The organism is Cytobacillus sp., assembly GCF_964223445.1.
GTDB lineage: Bacteria > Bacillota > Bacilli > Bacillales > Cytobacillaceae > Cytobacillus.
The window spans coordinates 39,160-61,216 of record NZ_CAXQGS010000132.1; the positions used below are offsets into that span (position 1 = coordinate 39,160).

Genomic DNA, 22,057 nt, shown 5'->3' on the forward strand with positions numbered 1-22,057 from the left:
GCGTTTACATTCTCTCGAAATACATAAAATTGAAAGGAATCTCAATAATCTTAAATAAAATATTGTCGACAATATTTTATTCAAAACTGATATTATCATATATTTTAAATATTGTAAATATTACAAATATATTTATCTTTTTTATAATCAATAAGTTGTGATTTAGACAACTTTAAAAACAAAAAAGACCGAATAAAATCTATTCGATCTCTGCGCTTAACTTTTTTTATCTCTATTGTACGTATATCCCATACCTCTGGCATTTCCTTGTCAATGTTGATGCGTCAACCCCTAGTTTTTTGGCTGCCTCTCTTAAACTTGAACTTTGTTTCAGCATATCTTCAATTATGTCCCTCTCAAGGATTTGCATCTTTTCTTTTAATGTATTAGCATCTTTACTAACTTTATCTGCAGCAATGTTGGCCGGAAGATCCTTAACTTGAATCGTGCTTTCATCTGTCATGATAAAAATCCGTTCAATCACATTTTCCAGTTCCCGGATATTACCTGGCCACTGATAACTTTCGAGTATTTTTATTACGTCTGGAGAAATTGTTTTGAGTGTTCCATACCTGGAGGATAGTTTATCAGTTGTTTTTATTATTAAAGGGATAATATCTTCCTTTCTTTCTCTCAATGGAGGTAAAGTAATTGGCAGAACGTTTATACGGTAAAATAAATCCTCCCTGAACTCTCCCTTTTCCATCATTTCTTTTAATGGCCGGTTCGTGGCACAAATAAGGCGGAAACTCACCTTCTTGGGTTTTGTGCTTCCAAGTCTTGTTACCTCGAAGTCCTGAATAACCCTTAATAACTTTACTTGAAGCTTTAATGGAAGTTCTCCTACTTCATCCAAAAATAAACTTCCGTTTTCTGCTATTTCAATCAATCCGGGCTTTCCTTTTTCACTTGCGCCTGTAAAAGCCCCTTTTACATAGCCAAAAAGTTCAGATTCCAATAAATCACCGGGAATGGCCCCGCAGTTCACTTTAATAAAAGGACTGTCACCGCCATGACTTGTCTCATGTATAAGCCTGGCTAAAACTTCTTTGCCTGTACCAGATTCCCCTAATAATAATACTGGAGAATCCGCTTTGGATATTTTCGGAACTAAATTGAGGAGTTGTTTCATTTGCGGGCTATTTGCAACTATTTTTACCCTTTTTAAATGTTCTTTATATAAACTAAGCTCCCTCAAATATCTTTCAGACCTTTCCTCAGCATCATTTAATTGATTTTCCAGCTGAGTTAATTCAGATAAATCTCTTGCAGTTATGACTATTCTAAAAAGTTTACCTTCTTTATATACAGGAGTCCCTGTAACGAGTACGTTTTTGCCGCTCCGGAACTTCTGTATCAAAGAAACCACCTTTTTTTCTCTCTTAACAATAACTCCAACAGCTTTGGAAATTGTCCCGTTTTCCTCAAGTTCAATGCTTGTCCTGCCAATTAACTCTACTTCTGTTAAACCTGTAATTCTTGTATAGGCAGAATTTAACCTGACACATTTCAGGTCTGCATTGCAAATATAGATTCCTTCCTGACATGCATGGATTGCTGCTTCAAGCTCAAGACAATCTTCATAATGATTATGATGCTTAATCTGTTCAGTTTCAACCATCACTTCATATAGCTCCTTTCTATTGCAAAACAGCAATATCCGTTGCAAAATCGCAACATAAACCGATCGAGATTAAATTCAGAGTTGTGTAAATAAATTTTATTTTCTGTCAAATATCAATACCTTCATTATATCAAAGAGGAAATATAAAGTCAGCGATATATTTTGGCACGGCTCTTGCATTATCAAATATGACAGCGCTTTCGGAGGGATTTGATGATTAAGATTAATAGCTTGAAAGTATTAAGCGATCAAGAAATACAAAAGTCATCTTCACAATTAAAGGGAAAAAAACTTGAGAAAGAAGGAACATATTTTTTTCCCGTCCTATTCTCAGTTTGGAACATTGGATATAAGAGTTTTTTTCGGAAGGATCGAAAAAGCCGGTCAATCACTGGGGCAGATCTAGTTAGAGGCAGCACAGGGCTTTCTGACCATTTCCCTGTTTATGGGGAATTTGAGGCAGATGAAACAGCAATAATTCCCCCTTCCCATTCATTAACTGAGCAGCAGAAAGTAAGCAGGGAGTTCATTAGGACTTACTATATTCATTATAAAAGAATTTGGACACCGCCTGTCATCGAATTGTCTAAAGAAGAAGTTATTCATATGCCTTATACCATCTTGATTGATTCAAACGGGAAAACTGAAAGGACAAAATTTTTTCTGCTGGAGCATTCCTCCAATAATCTGGACCTTCTTTCTAACTACCCTCATATTAAAGAATGTTGCTTAGGTGTTTTGAAGGGAGGTGACAATCTATGATTCTGTTTTGGTACCTTGGATTAGTATTGGCTTCCTGGATTATTATGGGATTCATATTATTTAAAACAGACTTAATCAATGATGACTAATTAGATTCTTGGAGGTGTATGAAATGGTCAATAATGCAACAATTATGTATTCCTGGATTTTTATGGGCCTTTTTCTAATTGCAATGATTTATATGGGATGGCTGGGCATGAAGAAAACAAAAAACTCCGACGATTTTGCAACAGCTCGCTCCTCATATGGCTTTATTACACTGGGTTTGGCCATTACTGCAACAATTGCTAGCGGCTCAACCTTCATGGGTATGCCGGGATTAGCCTATAGCATGGGTGCTCCAAGTCTTTGGTACCCTATTTTATATCCTATTGCAACTGTGTTCGGTATGCTCCTGATCGCATCCTATGTAAAAAAGTTCGGAGATAAATTTGGCACCAGGACCATTCCTGAATTTATGGGAGAACGTTTTAATAGTGATTTTTTGAGAATAGTATTAGCTCTTGTTTCAGTTTTGTTAATTTTCTACGTAGTCTCCCAATTTGTTGCTGCTGCAACTATGTTCCAAACCATGTTGGGGCTTGATTATAACTTGGGGCTGTTTTTAACAGGCATTGTGTTAGCAGCATATGTGTTTATGGGAGGGTCGCACTCAGATATAATGACTGATGCAGTGCAGGGCTTTTTAATGCTTGTAATCGCCGTTGTCGTTATAGTGACTTTCCTTACAGGAGGCGGGGTCGAGGGCGGTTTTTCAGGCATGATGGACCTAATTAAGGAAAGAAGACCAGAAGGCTCCTTAGATGTATTATTTAAGCCCGGCGATATTACTTATGGCAGTGCATGGCTTGTGTTCCTGTTATTTGTGGCACATATCCCATTCAGCATCCTTCCGCACATCGGAAATAAATTCATGGCCATTAAATCAGGGAAAGAACTTAAAAGACTAATTATGTTCTGCACAATTGTGGCAACTACTTTGCCGGCTATGACACTAGGAGGTTTGCTCGGTATTGCCTTAATTGACCCCGGTGCCAATATTGCAGCTGACCAGGTAATCCCTGTTCTGTTCAACGAACTGTTTCCTCCAATCATTGCCGGACTTTTTGCAGTAGCTGTTCTTTCAGCCATTATGTCAACCTCTGATGGACTAATTGTTTCTCTGACTCAAATTCTGGCTAACGACATCTACCGTAAAACAATCGTGCCCAGAAAAGGAATTGACCCGGAGAAAGCAGAGAAAGTAGAAATGATAATCAGCCGTTATGGGACATTTGTTGTATTAGGAGTTGCTATTTTGATGGCATGGAACCCTCCTCAATCACTTTCTGTCTTCCTTTGGATAGGTATTGGAGGAATTGTTTCAGCGACAGCAGGACCATTATGTGTGGGAACTTTATGGAAAAGATCAACAAAGACAGCTGCCATTTCATCGATGCTTGCGGGTTCCATATCTTATTGGGTTATCTACCTGCCAATCGGCTTCGGCTTTACTAATCCGTTTGGTGCAGCAGGAATCTCCGTGTTAATTGGCATGGCAACTATGTATATAGTTACTTTAGCAACTGCAAAACCAAGTGAGAAAGAAATTGAAAGAGTATTCGGGAGCAATGATATCTCGGCATAAATATTAAGATGATAGGAGAGTGTTAAAAATGTCAGAAAAAACAGCCGTAAAAACTGGCAAAGTAGCCGTAATGACCGAACCTTTGAATCTCAAATACCAGGAATACAGCATCCCTTCTCCACAGCCAGGTTCACTTGTAGTTAAGGTAACCAGGACAAATGTTTGCGGATCTGAATTGCACATTTGGAGAGGGCATCATCCCAGTATTAAACGGGGAGTTCTGGGACATGAAATGATTGGAACTATTCATGAGCTTGGAGAAGGGGTAACAAAGGATTACGCTGGTAATCCCGTAAATGTCGGGGATCGGATTGTTTCAACATATTTCCTCACATGCCGTAAATGCAGCCCTTGCCAGGAAGGCAGGTTTCACCTTTGTGAAAATGCCTATGAGTTCTGGACAAAACAGCCGGAAATTGAACCTCATTTTCATGGTTCATTTGCTACTCACTATTATATTCACGAAAATCAATACTTTTATAAAGTACCAGAAAATGTATCAGATGTTGCTGCAGCAAGTGCCAACTGTGCCCTTTCCCAGGTATACTTTGGCATTGAAGAGGCTGAGCTTCGATATAATCAGACCATTGTAATTCAGGGTGCTGGCGGATTAGGCTTATACGCTTCTGCAATCGCAAAAGAAAAAGGTGCAAAAGTGATTGTTATAGATAGCATTAAGAACAGGCTTGAGCAAGCCAAAAAGTTTGGTGCAGACCATGTTATAGACATGAATGAGTATACCACTCTTGAGTCCAGGGAGAATGCCATACTCCAGCTTACTAACGGCAAGGGAGCGGACATAGGCATGGAGCTTGCCGGTGTGCCAGCTGCATTTGCTGAAGGTATACATTTAATTCGCCCAGGCGGAAAATATGTTACAATCGGAAACGTTTCCATTGGCAAATTTGTTGAATTTGATCCAGGCTTATTAACAAGAAAATCTATTAAAATACTGCCGATAGTTAGGTATAACCCATGGTACTTAAGAAAATCACTTGAATTCTTATCTGCGTCAATTGAAAAATACCCATTTGATCAAATGCTGGATGCCGAGTTTACACTTGATCAAATACAGGAAGCCTTAGATAAATCCTCAGCACGCGAAGTTACTCGGGCTTCTATTATAGTAGACTAATTGAAAGGGTTGATTATTTTGAGCACTAAAGTTGCAGATCTTAATAAGTTGTATATAAATGGAAAGTGGGTTCAGGCCGAATCAGGGAAAAGCTTTGATGTTATCAATCCGGCTACCGGAGAAATTGTCAGCCCAGTTCCAAAGGGCGGAGAAAAAGAAGCGAAACTTGCTGTTGATGCCGCTCATGAAGCATTAAAAAGCTGGTCCAAGACAACCTCTTATGAAAGAAGCTCCTTGCTTAAAAAGTGGCATGATCTTCTTATTGAAAATAAAGAAGAAGTTGCAAGAGTCTTAGTGGAAGAGCAAGGGAAGCCTTTGTCCGAGGCCCTGGGTGAAGTGGGATATGCAGCCAGTTTCATTTCCTGGTATGCAGAAGAAGCAAAAAGAATTTACGGTGAGACAGTACCCGCTTCTTTTCATGATAAGAGAATCCTATTGATTAAACAGCCAGTTGGTGTTGTAGCAGCAATAACACCATGGAACTTTCCGGCAGCCATGATTACCAGAAAGGTGGCTCCTGCCCTGGCTGCTGGCTGTACAGCCGTAATCAAACCAGCAGAATTAACTCCTTTGACAGCCATAAAACTAGCTGAACTTGCAGAAAAGGCAGGCATCCCAAAAGGCGTTATCAATGTTATCACCGGGGATGCTCAACAAATCGGGCAAACTTGGCTTCAGGATGAGCGTGTTGCCAAGATTACATTTACCGGATCAACAGAAGTAGGCAAGCTTCTGATGCGTGGGGCTGCAGAAACTGTTAAGAAGGTTTCACTTGAACTTGGAGGTCATGCACCTGTCATCGTTTTTGGCGATGCAGATTTGGATAAAGCGGTCAGCGGAGTAATCGGATCAAAATTTAGAAACTGCGGCCAAACTTGTGTATGTGCAAATCGAATTTATGTCGAAAAATCAATTCTTCCTAAATTTACAGCTAAGCTTAAAGAGGAAGTGGAGAAAATTAAAGTAGGTTTGGGCTATGAACCAGATGCGGAAATTGGACCTTTAATTAATGAAGCAGCCTATACGAAAGTAAAGAAGCATATCGATGATGCAGTTGAAAAAGGTGCAGTCATCGAGCATGGAGGGAACAGGATTAAGGAATATAGCAATGGCTATTTCTTTGAACCTACCATCTTGAGCGGGGTTCATGAGGAGATGGTGATTATGCAGGAGGAAACCTTCGGCCCAGTTGCCCCGATCATTGAATTTACGAGTATAGAGGAAGTAATTGAAAAGGCAAATAGCTCCCGTTATGGCCTTGCTGCCTATGCCTTTACCGAAAACTTAAAGACAGCGATTACAGCATATGAGAAATTGGAATTTGGCATAGTCGGAATTAATGATGGGGTCCCTTCTACTGCACAGGCACCATTTGGAGGATTAAAGGAAAGCGGGCTGGGCCGAGAAGGCGGACACCATGGTCTTGATGAATTTTTGGAAGTAAAATATGTTTCAATAAAGCTATAAAAGAAATCCCAAAGCTATGATGGCTTTGGGATTTCTTTTAGTGAATGCTATAAATGCGGTATTAATTGGAGTTTGATAGTTCGATAAGATTTCCATCCGGATCTCTAATATAGACTGAAGTAATTGCTCCAAGAGCCCCCGTTCTTTCAACTGGCCCTTCTTCTATTGCAATATTGCAACACTCTAAATGTTTTATCACTTCATTCATACCAGTTTTTGTAATGAAGCATAAATCTCCTGATCCAGCTGCTGGATAAAGGGCTTTGGGCTCATATTCATTCCCTTTTTGGTGAAGATTTATTTTCTGGATTCCAAACCTCAAGGCTTTTCTGCCTTCACCAAATGTTATTATCTCCATTCCCAATACTTTATTATAATAGTCACAAGTCTTTTCAATACTTTGTACCGTCAGCACTAAATGGTCCAATCTTTCTATTTTCATTCAAATCCCCTCCTTAATTATAAAAAACGCCTTTAATAACTAAAAAAAACAAAACCCCGGACAAACACTTCAGAGGTTTTGTTTTATCAGCAATCTTCCTGCTGCATTTTACTGATCTGCCTGCTGCTTAAATTGCTCTTTTCCCACTTGATACCAGTCTGTTCCTTCGCTATCAATAATTACGACTGCCGGGAAGTTCTCTACAGTCAGTTTATAAATCGCTTCAGGTCCTAAATCCTCATAAGCAATTACTTCCATTGATTTAATAGATCTGGCGATCAATGCTCCAGAACCGCCAATTGCTGCAAAATAAACCGCTTTATTTTTCTTCATTGAATCGATTACTTCCTGGCTCCGGTAGCCTTTTCCGATCATCCCTTTTAAGCCCCGATCCAGCAGTGAGGGTGTATATTTATCCATTCTTCCGCTTGTAGTCGGCCCGGCTGATCCAATAATCTGTCCTGGCTTTGCTGGGGTTGGTCCAACATAATAAATGGTTTGGCCTTTAATTTTGAAAGGAAGGTCTTCCCCTTTTTGGAGGGCTTCTGACATTCTTTTATGAGCTGCATCTCTCGCTGTAAATATCGTTCCGCTGATCAAGACACGGTCACCAGCTTTTAAACTGATCAATACTTGTTCATCTATTGGGCTGCTAACTATATTAGCACACAAATGAATTCCTCCTACAATCTGACTTCTTTATGTCTGCTTGCATGGCAGTTTAAATTAACAGCTACAGGCAATGCAGCAATGTGGCAAGGCTCTATCTCAATTTTCACATCAAGTGCAGTTGTATTTCCTCCCATGCCCTGTGGCCCAATACCCAGTTTATTGATTTCTTCCATTAACTCGTTTTCTAATTGGGCAAGCTCTGGGCGTTCGCTTCGGTGGCCAATTGGTCTGAACAGTGATTTCTTCGCTAAATAGGCACATCTTTCAAAATTGCCTCCAATTCCAACTCCCACCACAAGAGGAGGACAGGCATTTGGCCCTGCCATTGCAACCGTATCAAGGATATACTTCTTAATGCCTTCAAGACCATCTGATGGCTTGAGCATTTTTAGACTGCTCATGTTTTCACTTCCGCCCCCTTTTGCAGACATATGGATGACGATTTGATCCCCAGGTACAAGTTCAATGTGGATTATGGAAGGAGTGTTATAGCCCTTGCTTTTTTCCCGGGTAATAGGGTGATCCACGATTGAATGTCTCAAATACCCTTCTTCATAACCTTTTTTAACGCCTTCATTTATAGCATTATAAATGCTGCCTCCAGCAATATGGCAGTCCTGTCCAACCTCAACGATAAATACTGATACTCCAGTGTCCTGGCACATTGGAACCCGTTCGCTTTTTGCAATATCAGCATTTAAGATTAGCTGTTCCAGTATGTCTTTGCCGGTTTCAGAAGATTCATTTTTTAATGCTGATTGAAAAGCTTCCACTACGTCCTGCCCTAAATCAAAATTTGCTTCCTGACACATTTTCGAAACTCGTTCAACAATTTCCTCATAAGTAATTGTTCTCATACGATCTTCTCCTTTTTCATCTTTAAGGCATCTCAACTTTGGAAGATAACGGAGTAAATTGCAGGCTAGTTTTGTGTATTCTGTTTTTGCCCTGCCACTCCTTCTTTTCTTCTTTTACATCCTGAATTTTATGTGCTCCGCGGCTTTCTTTCCTTGCAGCTGCGGAGATTGCTGATGCCCATGCGGATCGTACTTTATCACAAATCTGGAGAGCCTGAATACTATTTTCATTCTCCAAATTTAACGCGATTAAATTTAATTCATCTGCAGCTTCCTTCAAAGAAAGGGAGGTTCTTTCAATCCCCACCTTCTGCCACATAACGTCTTTTACTTTTTTGATCATTTCAGATTCCCCAATTATTGGAGAGTTATCTATTAATTCTTCTGTTCCTGAGGCCATAATGCCGGCAATGCTCTCCATCGATTTTTCCTGTACAGCCATCTTTCCCGCACGGTATCCAAAAACCAGTGATTCAGTTAAAGAGCCCCCGCCTAAACGATTCGCCCCATGTAGTCCGCCCGTCACTTCTCCGCAAGCGTATAGACCTGGAATGTTTGTTCTTCCCCATTCATCTGTCTGGATTCCACCCATACAATAATGCTGTACAGGACTCATAACCCATTCTCCCTCATGCCCTTTTTGATACAGACGATACAGATATGGACTGTCAAGCTGAAGAACATTCCCCGCCACCGCAGAAAAATCCAGAAGTACTTTATTTTCCTTAAACATCGCATAACTGAGTTTATCTCTTGTTTCAAGCTCTTTTTTAGGATACTTTTCCATAAACCGTTCCCCTCTTTCGTTTACAAGAAAAGCTCCTTTCGCAAAAATTTTTGTCATGATATCAATATTTCCCGGATGCTGCAAACGGTATGGATAAAATTGCACAAACTCCATATCAACAAGAATAGCGCCATGTCTCCATGCCATGCCAATTCCTTCACCCGATACATCCCTTGGATTATCCGAAGATTGATAGAGTCCTCCAAAACCCCCGGTTGCCAATATAACAGCCGGTGAATAAATAATATAAAACTTCTTGTCTTTTTGGAACAGCGCACCTTTTACTTCATTATTATCTTTTATTAAATCAACAACTGCAGATTGTTCATGAAAATCAATACCTATTTCTATTGCATAATCACGCATCGGCTTTGTAATATTTTTTCCAAGTCCTGTTCCGGCATAAACTCTTCTTGGATGAGAATGGCCAGGAGTAATAACCACCTTTTCCCTTTCTAAATGAATTCCAAATTTGCTTTCTAATTCATTGACTCTGACAGTACACTCTTCAGCTAAAATTCTAGCTAACCTTTTATCTGATAAATGCCTGCCTCCTTCTAATAGATCCTTTAAGAACATATCAGGTGAATCTCCTGGAGAAAAAATGGCGGAATGCACACTATCTGAAATAACAGATGAACCCCCAAGCCCTGCTTTTCCTTTTGTAACCAGAACCACTGACGCACCCTCTTCTTTAGCAGAAATGGCAGCAGCCAAAGCAGCCTCTCCCCCGCCAATTACCAATACGTCATATTGTTTATATTGAATTGCCCTCATCTCTTTAACCAGCCCCATAATGCAAATTTATTTGCATCTTTATTTAGTTCAGCAATGGCAGTTGTTAATGGGATTTCCTTAGGGCAAACCTGAACACAGTTCTGGGAGTTTCCGCAGTTAGCTAACCCTTCCTCCCCAATCATTACTGATAATCTATCATTCTTCTGCTGTGCTCCAGTAGGGTGCATATTAAAATATTTAGTCTGCCCTAATACCTGCGGGCCAATAAATGGTGAACTGCTATTAACATTTGGGCATGCATCCAGGCAGCATCCGCAGGTTATACAGGTTGAATACTTATAAGCTTCTTGCTGAACATCTGAGGAAATTAGAGGACCAGCCCCCAATGCATAGGTTCCATCTATAGGGATCCAGCCTTTTATTTTTTTGAGAGCACTAAACATGCGGTCTCTGTTTACAACCAGATCCTTTTCTACAGGAAATGTTTCCATTGGCTCTAATTGAATTGGCTGTTCCAGCCGATCCACCAAGGTAGAGCACGCCTGGCGAACTTTTCCATTTATTCTCATGCTGCACGCTCCGCAGACTTCCTCCAGACAGTTATATTCCCAAGCTACTGATCTTACTTTTTCTCCCTTTGCGTTAACCGGATTTTTCTGTATCTCCATTAAGGCAGATATTACATTCATATTCTTCCGGAAAGGTATGTTAAATTCCTCCCAGTAAAAGGGAGAATCGGAAGAGTCTTTTCGCTTTATTTTAAGCTTGATATCTACTGCAGCACCCATCTTTTCACCTTCTTTTCCTTATACTTTTGATTCCTCTTCTTTTTGTCCTGATGTTACAATGTCATATCTCCTTGGCCTTGGAGCAATATATTTAAGATCAACTGGTTCATAAGAAAGGCTTGGACCAAACGGGGTATATGTAGCAATAGTAGTTTTTAGCCAATTTTCATCATCCCTATTAGGGAACTCAGGTTTATAGTGAGCACCCCTGCTCTCATTCCGGTTAAGAGCGCCAAGCGTAATGACCCTGGCAAGCTCAAGCATATTTTTAAGCTGACGGACAAACGGTACGGTTCTGTTATGCCACCTTGATGTATCATCAATTCCAATGTTTCTGAAACGCGTCTGAAGTTCCTGGAGCTTCTCATCTGTTTTTTGAAGGCGGTCATTATATCTGACAACGGTCACATTATCCACCATCCAGTCACTCATCTCGACATGCAGCTGATATGGATTTTCATGCCCGTTCATTTTGCAGATTTTTTCAACTTCTTCTTCTTGCTTTTTCTTTTCCTTTTCAAAAATGAATGGTGCAAGGTCTTCACAAGATTTTTCAAGGCTATTTATATAGCTGACCGCATTAGGGCCCGCTACCATCCCGCCATATATAGCCGAAACTAAGGAATTAGCTCCAAGACGGTTTCCGCCGTGAAATTGGTAATCACATTCTCCGCATGCAAAAAGGCCGGGTATATTTGTCATCTGATCATAATCAACCCAGAGGCCGCCCATTGAGTAATGCATAGCCGGGAATATTTTCATCGGGAGTTTTCTTGGATCATCGCCTACAAATTTTTCGTAGATATCAAGTATTCCGCCAAGCTTTTTCTGCAGTAATTCTGCTGGCAGGTGGGAAAGATCAAGGTAAACCATATTTTCTCCTTTGATGCCAAGCTTGAGGTCAACGCATACATGGAAGATTTCCCTTGTTGCAATATCTCTTGGCACGAGATTTCCGTAAGCAGGATACTTCTCCTCGAGAAAATACCATGGTTTACCCTCTTTATAGACCCATACTCTTCCACCCTCACCGCGGGCTGACTCTGACATCAGCCGAAGTTTGTCATCCCCTGGAATTGCAGTTGGATGAATCTGAATAAATTCGCCATTTGCATATCTCGCACCTTGCTGGTATGCAATGCTATGTGCACTTCCTGTATTGATGATCGAATTTGTACTTTTTCTAAAGATGTTGCCTATGCCGCCTGATGCTAAAATGACTGCATCTGATTTAAATGTCTGAATTGCCATCGATTTTAAATTCTGAGCAGAAATGCCTCTGCATCTTCCTTCATCATCTTTAATAAGCGATACTAATTCCCAGTATTCAAATTTTTCAACAAGACCCTCAGCTTCATATTTGCGAACTTGTTCATCCAGCGCATAAAGAATTTGCTGACCTGTTGTCGATCCAGCAAAAGCCGTCCTGGAATATTTAGCACCTCCTAGCCTTCTAAAATCAATATGGCCTTCTTCTGTACGGTTAAATTGCACACCCATTCTAGCCAATAAATAAATAATGTCCGGTGCAGCTTCGCACATTGCTTTTACAGGAGGCTGATTGGCTAAAAAGTCACCGCCATAAATCGTATCATCAAAGTGCTCCCATACAGAGTCCCCTTCTCCCTTTGTATTTACAGCCCCATTGATGCCACCTTGCGCACACACCGAGTGGGAACGGCGAACCGGGACAAGAGAAAACAATTTCACTTTCTTTTTGGCTTCTGCTATTTTAATAGTGGCCATCAATCCTGCCAGGCCGCCGCCAATCACAATAATTTCCTGGTTTTTCATAATATCCCCCTTTCCGTCTGAAAGCATAAAACTTACTATCCTAGGTGACGTTAACTAACAAATGAAATTAGACTTCCCAATCCCAAGACAGTTAAAATAATAAACAATCCAAAGCACAGATTTCTGACCGTTTTTTGGGATGAAGGACCAATTGTTAACCCCCAGGTTATGAGAGCAGTGGAAATTCCATTTGTAAAATGATAGGTTGTGCTTAATACACCTGCCATATAAAAAATCATCATAACAGGGTTTGCCAAATGTTCCCCAACCACCTGATGATTAACCTCATTTCCACTGATTACAGGACTAATTCTAAGTGACCAGACATGATAGATAACAAAAATAAAGGTAATAATTCCTGTAACCCTTTGGAGAAGAAAACTTATATTTCGCTTGTATTTATATACATGTGCATTCGGTTTGGAAATGAAAGATAGATAGATTCCGTAGATAGCGTGAAATAATAGGGGAATGGCTATAAATCCAATTTCAAGCAAGAGCAAAAATGGGAGATTGAGCATAAATTGAATATGTTCGTCATATTTCTCGCTTCCTAGGATAGCCAATGCATTCCCCATTAAGTGCTGTATTAAAAAAAGGCCTAGCGGAATAAGCCCCGCTAGTGAATGCAGTCTTGTAAGAACAAATCTTCTCGAATTTGAAAGAGTCGCTACTGTATTTGTTTGCACGACTCTTCCCCCGCTTCCATCATTTCAGCTGCGCTAATTTCTTCTAATTGTAAAATTGCCTGAACCTTTTCTTCAGCGTTCCATACTTTGTCTAAAGTCATAGTTATAAATTTTTGAATCAGTTCTTCCTTATCCGCAGGTTTTTCCGGATCACCCTTTGGATAATCTGTTCCTTCACTGAATGTTCTGCCATCCTTCATTTTAATGACTACCTTTGCCCCCCATTTTTCAGGATAAGCATTTTCGTAATAAGGATCGGCTTCAACACTGACTTTTTCCATCAGATTTCTTAACTCTGGTGATTGTAAAATTTCATTATTATAATCGATTAATGAGGCAGTACCCTTCATTGCAATTAGAGCCGCGCAAAACTGGCTGCTAAATTTAGAAGCATACACAGTATCAGGGTTTGGGTTATCTGTTATATTCAGGACAGTTTGATAGGTTTTAATTGAGATGCTCTGTATTTGCTGATGGGTGAGGGTGTTTTCCTTCATGATGTTTAATATACAATCCATCGCTGGATGTGTGTGGCGGCAGGAGGCATGGATTTTAAAACTATTTTCTATAATTTTAAATTCTTTGCCAAGATTCCTTGTAATTTTATCTGCATCATATTTCTCTGACATTGCATTAAAAAAGCCCCTTCTGCCTTCCAGAATTTTGGATGCTGAAGTGAAATCTTTTTTTGCCAGCAAGGCAGCAAGTGCGCCATTATAAGCTGCTTTTGCAGTATGCAGCTGTTTTGTGTTAGCTCCATCCTCAATAAACTCCCATAAACCGGCTGCTTGTGTGCCAGCATTTCCGAGAGCATACATAATTTGCCCGACATTTAAGTTAAGAAGCTTAGCTGCGGCTGCAGCAGAACCAAAAGTCCCGCAGGTTGCTGTGTTATGCCAGTAATAATAATGGGAAGGAGAAACAGCCTCTCCAATTCTGTAGCAAATTTCATAACCCACAGCTACGGCAGTAATAAGGTCTTTTCCGCTTAATCCATATGCTTCAGCAACAGCTGCAGCTGCTGGAATGACCACCGTGCCTGCATGGATAATGGATGATTTATGAATATCATCCAGCTCTACAATATGGCTGGAAGCTGCGTTGACTAAACAGGCATTGCCAATCGAAGACTTTCCCCCGGTAATAAGCGTTGCTTGTTCATTCCCGCCCCATTCTTGAGTCAATTCCAATATGGATAGAATCTGTTTTTCATCTTTTCCCGCAAGTGCTGAGCCATACCAATCCAAAATACATAGTTTGGTATACTCAACAACTTCATCAGGCAAATCTTCAAATCTAACATTACTCGCATATTCAGCTAACATTCGGGTTAATGTCATTTTACCTCACCTACTTTTGCACCTAATACCGCTTGTAAAACGCTAATGATATCATCATACTTCTCCACAACATGTGCACCTGAATCTTTAAGCGCTTTCATCTTTAATGAGGGACGTCCTGAGTTTCCGGAAATCATTGCACCGGCATGGCCAAAAACTGTCCCTTCCGGCATGGATTCTGTAAACTTCCCGGCAACAAAAGATATTAACGGCTTTGTAAAACCGCCTTCCTTTAATAATTGGGCAGCGTCCTCTTCAAATGAGGTTCCAGGCTCTGAAAAAGTAACAACAGCTTCTGTTTCATCGTCTTTTTCAAACAGAACAAGAAGGTCTTTAATAGTGGTTCCGATCAAACTATCTCCGCCAATTCCTATACTTGTTGTAACACCATACCCGGCCCTCTTAACCATCCAGGAGGTTTCAGCAGTCATCCCACCGCTTCTTGAAATCACTCCGACATTTCCAGGAACGAAACATCGTTCAGGCCGATCTCCACCTATTGATCCCATCTTTATGCGGTCCTTTGGATTGATCATGCCAACCGTATTAGGACCGATGATCGTAACATTTTGTTTTCGCGCAGCGTATAGCAATTTTACTGCATCATGCTGAGGTATATTTTCTGTTGTAACAACAATCAGCTTAATTCCACTGGAAATTGCTTCGAGAACAGCATCCAATGCAAACGCAGGAGGCACAACAATCAGAGATGCATTTATATCATGCTTTTTAACAGCTTCTGCAACCGTGTCGTAAACTGGTACTCCTTGTACATGCTGTCCTCCTTTACCTGGTGTAATGCCTGCAAAAATATTAGTACCATAGGCAAGAGTATGGCTGACAATCATAGAAGCTTCCCGGCCTGTAATTCCTTGTACAGCTAATCGAGTGTTTTGATTGATTAGAATTGACATTTAGGATACCCCTCTCATCTTTTTAACCATTTCTGCAGCTGCTTCTTCAATTGTTAAATCTTCTCCGAAATAAGTAATACCTGCTTCAAGAAAAATTCTTTTTCCCTCTTCGTCATTAACTCCTGCTTCCCTCACAACTATGGGAAACTCTGCAGGGTCTACGCCTAATTCTTCAATGGCCTTTACAATTCCCCGGGCAAAGACATCGATTTGTGTATTATTGGTTATGTTGTGTGCCACAAACAGGCCCTTTACTCCTTCCTTGGAGAGAATTCCTTTTGTTAATCCCGTTACTTTTTCTTCTGGCGGATTACCTCCCGTTTCTGTGTAATTTGCAGGAGAGGCTCCTAAATTAATAAGGGCGTCAAAACTTAATAAGCTTCCTCCTCCGCCTCCGCACATAAAACCAATTTCACCGCCATCCATTTCAGTATAGCGTGCTGTTCCGCGATAATCTGCGTCATTAACTTTTACCATATCCTTCTCAAGCTGGGTTAAAGGCCTCCAGGAACGTTCACTGCCTGATTCCACTTTGCCTTCAAGTTCCGGGTGGCGATATAGCGCTGAATCATCCACACCCATTACCGAAGCCGCTGCCATTACTTCTTCGTCCCTTGTAAGTACCAACGGGTTAATTTCCAATATATAACAGTCATACCTAAGAAAGATATTATATAATTTGCATAGGATTGCTGCAGCTTTTACTAAAGGCTTGCCCGTAACTCCGAGTCTGCTCCAAATTTCCTTTGACTGGTATGGCTGAAGCTCGGCAAAAGGTTCAACATGATAAATTACAACTTTCTCAGGGGAATCTTTAACAAGATCTTCTACTTCAACTCCACCTTCTGTGGTAGCAATAACTACCGGAACCTGTTTTTGAGGGTCAATTGTAATAGAAACATACCATTCTTCATCAATATCAATCTTTTCTTCCAACAAGACCTTATCTACAGGAAAATTTCTAACTGTCATACCGAAAATATCATCTGCTTTGCTCCTTGCCTCTTCAACAGTGTCTGCAAACTTGACAGCCCCGGCTTTTCCTCTTTTTCCTACGGGAACCAAAGCTTTTAAAACACATGGTTTTGATAAATGATGTTCAGTTATTTCTTCACTACCTGAAATAACTGCATGGCCTGGCACAGGGACACCATGTTCTTTTAGAATAGTTTTACTAACATCCTCCAGCATTCTGCCCATTTTTCATTTCTCCTTTTTGGATATTGGATCCAATTTATAAAGAAAGGGAATTTACTTCCCTTCTTTCTTCAGGCTTTCTATTAATGATTCTCCTGTTCGGTAGATATGCTCCGATACAATATTAGCAGCGGTTTCTTTATCTTTTTTTACAACTGCTTCAAGGATTTTTCTATGCTCTGTATTTGAGGTTTCAATTTGTCCGGTTAGAAGGTGTGGTGTTTGCTGCGGAAGGCCATTCCACAATGTGCCAATAAATGAATTAAGACGTTCCCAATTACATCTTTTTACAAGCAAACGGTGAAAGTCAATGTTATACTGTACAAAAGTGTCTGCATCATCGGCCTTTTCCATTTCTGCTACAAGCGAAGAAAGCTGGGTGATATCTTCGTCTGTTAAAAAATCAACGCTTTGGTAAACAGCCATTTTCTCCAGCTCAGATCTTAAGGCATAAATTTCTTCAATGTCCTTAATGCTGATTGATTTCACTACGGCACCTTTATGCGGCTCCAGCTTAATAAGTCCCTCTGACTCCAGTTTTCTAAATGCTTCTCTAACAGGCATCCTGCTAACGCCCATTTTTTCTGCCAGATCTGATTGCTTTAACCTTTCACCCGGCTTGAAATCCCCTCTGATAATCGCTTCTCTTATTACATTGCACACTTTTAAATGGAGTGTATCCCTATTCTCAATTCGTAAGTCCTGATTCATAGACATATTTCAAATACCTTTCCTTATCCTATTTTAGTTTTAGGATACAGGATCCAAATATTATTGTCTACACTTTTCTGACACTTAAGTTTATTTTACAAAAAACCGAGCCAGTTCCACCACGTTACAGCCGTTAATATTGTAACGACCATCATAATAATAGTCATATAGATTCCCGGGATAATAAACTCTTTTTGCTGGATCTGCCCAGTGCTATGGACAATAATATTGGGAGTTGCTTCAACTACAAGAATATATCCATGGAGGCAGGCTAGTGAAGCCGTAATACATATTAATACCGGATCGGCACCTGCCTTGCCAGACAGCCCGATAAAAATAGGAATTAGCGTCACAACTGCTGTCGATACGTTGGCAACAGCCAAATGCAGGATTTGTGTGATAATTAAAATGGATGCAACAGCAGTAAGCGGTGTGCGAAGCAGATCAATAATCCATCCCGCACTTAAAGTAGTCCCTACAAGTTCCGCTGCCCCCGAATGATTAAAAGCATAGCCAAGCGATAAAGTTACACCCATAATGAGAATAGTATCAAAATTGATTTTTACCATACTATCCCACTTCGAACAGCCTACACCTGGAAATGCCATTAATATAACACCTATCAGGGTTGGAATGCTTGGGTGAAGTCCATGCAGCGGTTCGCTAAACCATAAACATACAATAAGAATTAAAATACCGATGCATTTTTTTTCATCTGTATTGATAGCACCTAACTCTTTCAGCTTTTTGTCCATTTCCTCCTTCAAATGATGAAATTCTTCATTTTCTTTTGGCAAGGGAAATACCTTGATTAATAACAGCCAGGATAGGGGAATTAAAAGCAGCCATATTGGAACCGTGTACATGAACCATTGTAAATAAGTTATTTGAATCCCCAAAAACTGCTTTAATAATTCTACCGTCAAGATATTTCCGATTGCTGCCGTCATGACAATCGTTCCGCTTATTGTTCCGCCAAATGCAACACCAAGCAGTATCATTTTCCGCAGATTTCCATCCTTCTTAACACCTATATGATCCAGCGCCATTAAAGCAACAGGTAATATCAGGGTAGCTCTTACAGCTACTGCAGGGATAAAAAAAGCCTGAACCTGAGGGATGAGCAAAATGCTTGCTAATAAACCTTTTGCTGTGCCGGCCCACTTTGCCAAAATCAAATATGCCAGTCTTTTAGCAAGTGGGGTATCATTGACTCCTCTTGCCAGCATCATCCCCCCTATTATCAAAAAAATGGCTGGTGAGGAAAAACCGCTGAAGATAATATCCATGGTCACAATTTTAAATAACAGCATTAACACCAGCAGCAGTACAGCAGTAACCCCGAGCGGCAAGGGCTCAAATGTCCAGTAAAAGACACTTAAGACTAAAAGGGCGAGCATGATTTTGGCAGAAACACTGCTTCCAGGCAAAACAGCGTAGACAGATGCAGACAGAGCAGCACCAAGCACTAGGGTAAATGTTTTTGAAGACCCAATGGAATTTACCCAGGATGACTTTGGCATAAAATTTACTTTTGCCTTGGTATTCGGAGAACCCAATTTACTCTCCTTCTTTCTTTTGCTTAAATACGGCTGGCTGATTCAACTGGTGTGCACATCTGGAAAAAACCTTCCAAATCTTCTATTTCTTCTAGGCGGAATACCTGATCAATAAGTAATTTTTTTGCTTCCTCACTAATGATATTTCCCGTAACATCCATGAATTTATCAATCAATTGCTGATCAGTCATAGGCTTATCCATACTGCCAATAGCATGTTCAACGAAATGGCTGAGTTCCCTGCCATCTTTCAATTTTACTGTTAATCTGACCTGGTCTTCTTTAATATTCTCATCTATCTTCAGCTGTATTTTTGTCCTTAAAGCCTTTACTTCAGGTTTATTAACGAAATCATCAGTAAACTCATTCACGCCAGCTCTTAAATGAAGGAATCCTGCAGCGACGCAATGGTAAACACTAAATTTCCCTTCAAGACCTGTTTTAAAATCTGTTTTGCCGGTTAGTTCTTTAACTAGAGGATGTCCTGTAATATGAATTTCTTCTACTTCTTCTGCTTTTAAGTTATGTGCTCTCTGTATGGCAATGATTCCTTCAATGGACGGATGGGTTACAATGCCGCTGGCAAATGGCTTATAGCTGTTTTTCTCAATTTCCCATTTATCTCCCCATTTATCTGTCAGCAGTTCCATTTTAGATTCTTCTGATAAAACATTGATAAATCCTCGCTCTGCTTCCAATGCTTGTTTAGAACTTGTAAACCCTTCGCCTGCAATGAATGCTGCAAGCATCCCATTCATCGCTGCTTTTCCCGGATGATAAGGCTTTGTCATTGTTCCAAACATTTCCCTTAATCCGGTAGGATCGGTTGCGGCTATCCCAATAGCAAAGGAAGTTTTCTCCTCGTCAAGCCCTAAGAGCTTGCTCATTGCTGCAGCAGCGCCAATTCCTCCAACGCTTCCGGTAATATGCCAGCCCCGCCAGTAGTGGGAAGGGTATACAGCCAGGGCAAGTCTGGCCTGAACCTCACAGCCTAAAATGAAAGCCTCTAAAACCTCTTTACCGGTTTTTTTCTTATATTGGCTATATGCTAATACAGCAGGAAAAACAGGGGAAGAAGGGTGAAGAACTGTTTCAAGCAGTGTGTCATCAAAGTCATAAATATGGGATGACATGCCGTTTAGCAAAGCTGCGAAAAGCATATCAGTCTTTTCATTTCTTCCAAGAATAGACGCCTGCGGGGTGCTTTCCATCAATTTTGAAACATTTAAAACTTTATCCATTGATTCATGATAGGCTGCTCCCATAGCAACACCGAGCCAGTTCAATAGACTTCTCTTAGCTTCATATACAGCATTTCCGTTTATTTGTTCAAAATTTGTATGATTGATATTTCTAGCAATTTGGGTGGTTACCATTTTATCTCTCCTCTTATAAACATGAATAGTTTAAAAGCCCTTTTGCTTTTTTATATACTGGATAATCCACTAATTTATTTCTTACCGAAATGGACGCACTCCCATTAAGTTCAGCCTCTTCAAACGCTTCTACTATTTCTCTTGCTTCTTCCAAGGCTTTTTCGTCCGGAGTAAAAACCTGATGAATGGCATTTATCTGTTTTGGATGAATAGACAGCTTGGATTTAAATCCTGAAATTCTAGCCCGGACAGCCTCTCTGTATAACCCTTCTTCATTGGATAGATCTGGATATACCGCATCCACTGGGCTGCCGACCCCTGCCGCCCTTGATGCATTAACAATTTGTGACCTTGCAAAATAAAGCTCTTCACCTCCATCAGTTAGCTCGCAATCTATATCAAGTGAATAGTCAATTGAACCAAACACTAGCCTCGGAACCAAAGAATGAGAATTTGCAATTTCATAGGCAAAGTGAACACCTGAAGCTGTTTCGATTAGTGGCAGCACCTCAAAATGATCTCCTTTTCTGCCCGCCCTTTCAAGGAGCTCAAGCACTGTTTGGCAGATAACTTTCATATTGCTGCCGCTTTCAGCTTTCGGGACAATGATTCCCTTCGCACCTGATTCAACTGCACACTCGATATCTTTTCTCCAATACACTGTTGTAAAGTCATTGATTCTGATATACACATCTTTTTCAGCTGGGTAATTTAGCAAGTAATTTTTTGCCCTTTCTCTAGCAATCTCTTTTTCATTAATGGCAACGGCATCCTCCAGATCAAAAATAACACTGTCTGCTGCACTGGATAATGCTTTTCCCATTATTTTTTCAGAAACTGCCGGTACAAATAAGTAGGATCGTTTAGGTGCCATTGTTAACTCCTCCTTCGCGGATATTGGATCCAATTTTATGGAAGAATAGCTTACTCAATTACTTGAGTAAGCGCATTCCCTGCCCTCATGATATGGCTTTCGACCAGCTGTCTCAGCATGATAGGATCCTTTAATTCAAGGGCTCTTAACATTTGTTTATGCTCTTCATTCGAAACAAACATTGTTTTTGGAATGAGACTTGGAACATGAGCTGGGTATCCCTCAATAAATTCCTTCGTCAGCAATTTAATCTTTTTCCAATCACATCCCTTTTGCAACAGCATGTGAAACTGATGATTATGGCTAATAAAGGAATCCATATCATTGTTTTCAATATCCTGGTCCATTTTTTTTACAAATAGATGTAAGTCTGACTTATCCTCATTTGTAAGAAAATTCATTGATTTTTGAACAGTGATGCCCTCCAGGAGTGCTCTCAGATAATACAGCTCTTCTATATCTTCCCTTCTAAAGCCAATTACCTGTGCTCCTTTATGGGGAAGAAAGGCTACTAGTCCTTCCCTCTCGAGACAGCGGAGAGCCTCTCTTACAGGCATCCTGCTCACCCCAAATCTTGAAGCTAATTCATCTTGAATCAATCTTTCCCCCGGTTTATAAACCTGGTTGAAAATAGATTCCCTAATCATATCTGTAACTTTTTCTTGTAATGTATGAAACTCTTTTACCTGATTCATTTAAAAACT

General features: G+C 40.3%; 20 protein-coding genes. 4 read left to right on the forward strand and 16 right to left on the reverse strand.

Annotation, left to right across the window (positions count from 1 at the left end):
• Positions 1–232: 232 nt before the first annotated feature.
• Positions 233–1,621, reverse strand: coding sequence for a sigma-54 interaction domain-containing protein (locus ACEQ1T_RS22950; protein WP_370224958.1), 1,389 nt, complete (start codon positions 1,619–1,621; stop codon positions 233–235).
• A 216-nt stretch (positions 1,622–1,837) separates the two neighbouring features.
• Between ACEQ1T_RS22950 and ACEQ1T_RS22955 the strand changes: the two genes are divergently transcribed.
• From ACEQ1T_RS22955 to ACEQ1T_RS22970, 4 genes are all read left to right on the forward strand, one after another.
• Complete coding sequence (locus tag ACEQ1T_RS22955) at positions 1,838–2,386, forward strand: hypothetical protein (RefSeq protein WP_370224910.1); 549 nt, start codon at positions 1,838–1,840, stop codon at positions 2,384–2,386.
• Positions 2,387–2,498: 112 nt separating this feature from the next.
• A complete protein-coding gene (locus ACEQ1T_RS22960; protein WP_206837072.1) occupies positions 2,499–4,013 on the forward strand; it encodes a sodium:solute symporter in 1,515 nt (504 codons plus the stop codon).
• A gap of 28 nt (positions 4,014–4,041) precedes the next feature.
• A complete protein-coding gene (locus ACEQ1T_RS22965) occupies positions 4,042–5,148 on the forward strand; it encodes a zinc-binding dehydrogenase (RefSeq protein ID WP_370224912.1) in 1,107 nt (368 codons plus the stop codon).
• An 18-nt stretch (positions 5,149–5,166) separates the two neighbouring features.
• Positions 5,167–6,615: an NAD-dependent succinate-semialdehyde dehydrogenase gene (locus ACEQ1T_RS22970; RefSeq protein WP_370224913.1), complete on the forward strand. Its 1,449-nt coding sequence runs from the start codon at positions 5,167–5,169 to the stop codon at positions 6,613–6,615.
• 61 nt (positions 6,616–6,676) lie between these two features.
• Here the strand turns inward: ACEQ1T_RS22970 and ACEQ1T_RS22975 are convergent, their stop codons facing one another.
• The 15 genes from ACEQ1T_RS22975 to ACEQ1T_RS23045 form a co-directional block, all read right to left on the reverse strand.
• Positions 6,677–7,057 (reverse strand): VOC family protein, encoded by a 381-nt coding sequence (locus ACEQ1T_RS22975; RefSeq protein WP_370224914.1) that lies wholly within the window; start codon positions 7,055–7,057, stop codon positions 6,677–6,679.
• 108 nt (positions 7,058–7,165) lie between these two features.
• A complete protein-coding gene (locus ACEQ1T_RS22980) occupies positions 7,166–7,729 on the reverse strand; it encodes a Fe-S-containing hydro-lyase (protein ID WP_206837064.1) in 564 nt (187 codons plus the stop codon).
• An 11-nt stretch (positions 7,730–7,740) separates the two neighbouring features.
• The gene (locus ACEQ1T_RS22985) at positions 7,741–8,586 is read right to left on the reverse strand and encodes a fumarate hydratase (protein ID WP_206837061.1); all 846 of its coding nucleotides are present in this window, start codon (positions 8,584–8,586) and stop codon (positions 7,741–7,743) included.
• A gap of 22 nt (positions 8,587–8,608) precedes the next feature.
• Positions 8,609–10,150: an FAD-dependent oxidoreductase gene (locus ACEQ1T_RS22990; RefSeq protein ID WP_370224916.1), complete on the reverse strand. Its 1,542-nt coding sequence runs from the start codon at positions 10,148–10,150 to the stop codon at positions 8,609–8,611.
• Positions 10,147–10,899, reverse strand: coding sequence for a succinate dehydrogenase iron-sulfur subunit (gene sdhB, locus ACEQ1T_RS22995; protein ID WP_370224918.1), 753 nt, complete (start codon positions 10,897–10,899; stop codon positions 10,147–10,149). Before sdhB ends, ACEQ1T_RS22990 begins: the two co-directional genes overlap by 4 nt.
• An 18-nt stretch (positions 10,900–10,917) precedes the next feature.
• Positions 10,918–12,693 carry a succinate dehydrogenase flavoprotein subunit gene (gene sdhA / locus ACEQ1T_RS23000; RefSeq protein WP_370224920.1) on the reverse strand — a complete coding sequence of 592 codons (1,776 nt, stop codon included), beginning with the start codon at positions 12,691–12,693 and terminating at the stop codon, positions 10,918–10,920.
• Positions 12,694–12,743: 50 nt separating this feature from the next.
• On the reverse strand, positions 12,744–13,382 hold the full coding sequence (locus ACEQ1T_RS23005) for a succinate dehydrogenase (RefSeq protein ID WP_370224921.1): 639 nt from the start codon (positions 13,380–13,382) through the stop codon (positions 12,744–12,746).
• Positions 13,364–14,722 (reverse strand): MmgE/PrpD family protein, encoded by a 1,359-nt coding sequence (locus ACEQ1T_RS23010; RefSeq protein WP_370224923.1) that lies wholly within the window; start codon positions 14,720–14,722, stop codon positions 13,364–13,366. The genes ACEQ1T_RS23005 and ACEQ1T_RS23010 overlap by 19 nt, the downstream gene beginning before the upstream one ends.
• On the reverse strand, positions 14,719–15,636 hold the full coding sequence (locus ACEQ1T_RS23015) for a CoA-binding protein (protein ID WP_206837043.1): 918 nt from the start codon (positions 15,634–15,636) through the stop codon (positions 14,719–14,721). The genes ACEQ1T_RS23010 and ACEQ1T_RS23015 overlap by 4 nt, the downstream gene beginning before the upstream one ends.
• On the reverse strand, positions 15,637–16,836 hold the full coding sequence (locus tag ACEQ1T_RS23020) for an ATP-grasp domain-containing protein (protein WP_370224925.1): 1,200 nt from the start codon (positions 16,834–16,836) through the stop codon (positions 15,637–15,639).
• Between the two features lie 51 nt (positions 16,837–16,887).
• Positions 16,888–17,550 carry a GntR family transcriptional regulator gene (locus ACEQ1T_RS23025; RefSeq protein ID WP_206837038.1) on the reverse strand — a complete coding sequence of 221 codons (663 nt, stop codon included), beginning with the start codon at positions 17,548–17,550 and terminating at the stop codon, positions 16,888–16,890.
• An 89-nt stretch (positions 17,551–17,639) separates the two neighbouring features.
• Positions 17,640–19,103, reverse strand: a complete 1,464-nt coding sequence (locus ACEQ1T_RS23030) for a DASS family sodium-coupled anion symporter (RefSeq protein ID WP_370224927.1) — start codon at positions 19,101–19,103, stop codon at positions 17,640–17,642.
• A gap of 23 nt (positions 19,104–19,126) precedes the next feature.
• Complete coding sequence (locus ACEQ1T_RS23035) at positions 19,127–20,479, reverse strand: MmgE/PrpD family protein (protein ID WP_370224929.1); 1,353 nt, start codon at positions 20,477–20,479, stop codon at positions 19,127–19,129.
• A gap of 13 nt (positions 20,480–20,492) precedes the next feature.
• The gene (locus ACEQ1T_RS23040; protein ID WP_370224931.1) at positions 20,493–21,353 is read right to left on the reverse strand and encodes a CoA ester lyase; all 861 of its coding nucleotides are present in this window, start codon (positions 21,351–21,353) and stop codon (positions 20,493–20,495) included.
• A gap of 50 nt (positions 21,354–21,403) precedes the next feature.
• On the reverse strand, positions 21,404–22,048 hold the full coding sequence (locus ACEQ1T_RS23045) for a GntR family transcriptional regulator (protein WP_206837027.1): 645 nt from the start codon (positions 22,046–22,048) through the stop codon (positions 21,404–21,406).
• Positions 22,049–22,057: the final 9 nt, after the last annotated feature.

What these genes read in the sequence shown, in the direction of transcription:
- ACEQ1T_RS23010 (WP_370224923.1), bottom strand. Translation starts at nt 14,722, where the DNA reads ATGACATTAACCCGAATGTTAGCTGAATATGCGAGTAATGTTAGATTT.
- ACEQ1T_RS23045 (WP_206837027.1), bottom strand. Translation starts at nt 22,048, where the DNA reads ATGAATCAGGTAAAAGAGTTTCATACATTACAAGAAAAAGTTACAGAT.
- ACEQ1T_RS23020 (WP_370224925.1), bottom strand. Translation starts at nt 16,836, where the DNA reads ATGGGCAGAATGCTGGAGGATGTTAGTAAAACTATTCTAAAAGAACAT.
- ACEQ1T_RS23015 (WP_206837043.1), bottom strand. Translation starts at nt 15,636, where the DNA reads ATGTCAATTCTAATCAATCAAAACACTCGATTAGCTGTACAAGGAATT.
- ACEQ1T_RS23035 (WP_370224929.1), bottom strand. Translation starts at nt 20,479, where the DNA reads ATGGTAACCACCCAAATTGCTAGAAATATCAATCATACAAATTTTGAA.
- ACEQ1T_RS22960 (WP_206837072.1), top strand. Translation starts at nt 2,499, where the DNA reads ATGGTCAATAATGCAACAATTATGTATTCCTGGATTTTTATGGGCCTT.
- ACEQ1T_RS22965 (WP_370224912.1), top strand. Translation starts at nt 4,042, where the DNA reads ATGTCAGAAAAAACAGCCGTAAAAACTGGCAAAGTAGCCGTAATGACC.
- ACEQ1T_RS22955 (WP_370224910.1), top strand. Translation starts at nt 1,838, where the DNA reads ATGATTAAGATTAATAGCTTGAAAGTATTAAGCGATCAAGAAATACAA.
- ACEQ1T_RS23025 (WP_206837038.1), bottom strand. Translation starts at nt 17,550, where the DNA reads ATGTCTATGAATCAGGACTTACGAATTGAGAATAGGGATACACTCCAT.
- sdhA (WP_370224920.1), bottom strand. Translation starts at nt 12,693, where the DNA reads ATGAAAAACCAGGAAATTATTGTGATTGGCGGCGGCCTGGCAGGATTG.
- ACEQ1T_RS22990 (WP_370224916.1), bottom strand. Translation starts at nt 10,150, where the DNA reads ATGAGGGCAATTCAATATAAACAATATGACGTATTGGTAATTGGCGGG.
- ACEQ1T_RS23040 (WP_370224931.1), bottom strand. Translation starts at nt 21,353, where the DNA reads ATGGCACCTAAACGATCCTACTTATTTGTACCGGCAGTTTCTGAAAAA.
- ACEQ1T_RS22975 (WP_370224914.1), bottom strand. Translation starts at nt 7,057, where the DNA reads ATGAAAATAGAAAGATTGGACCATTTAGTGCTGACGGTACAAAGTATT.
- ACEQ1T_RS22985 (WP_206837061.1), bottom strand. Translation starts at nt 8,586, where the DNA reads ATGAGAACAATTACTTATGAGGAAATTGTTGAACGAGTTTCGAAAATG.
- ACEQ1T_RS22950 (WP_370224958.1), bottom strand. Translation starts at nt 1,621, where the DNA reads ATGGTTGAAACTGAACAGATTAAGCATCATAATCATTATGAAGATTGT.
- sdhB (WP_370224918.1), bottom strand. Translation starts at nt 10,899, where the DNA reads ATGGGTGCTGCAGTAGATATCAAGCTTAAAATAAAGCGAAAAGACTCT.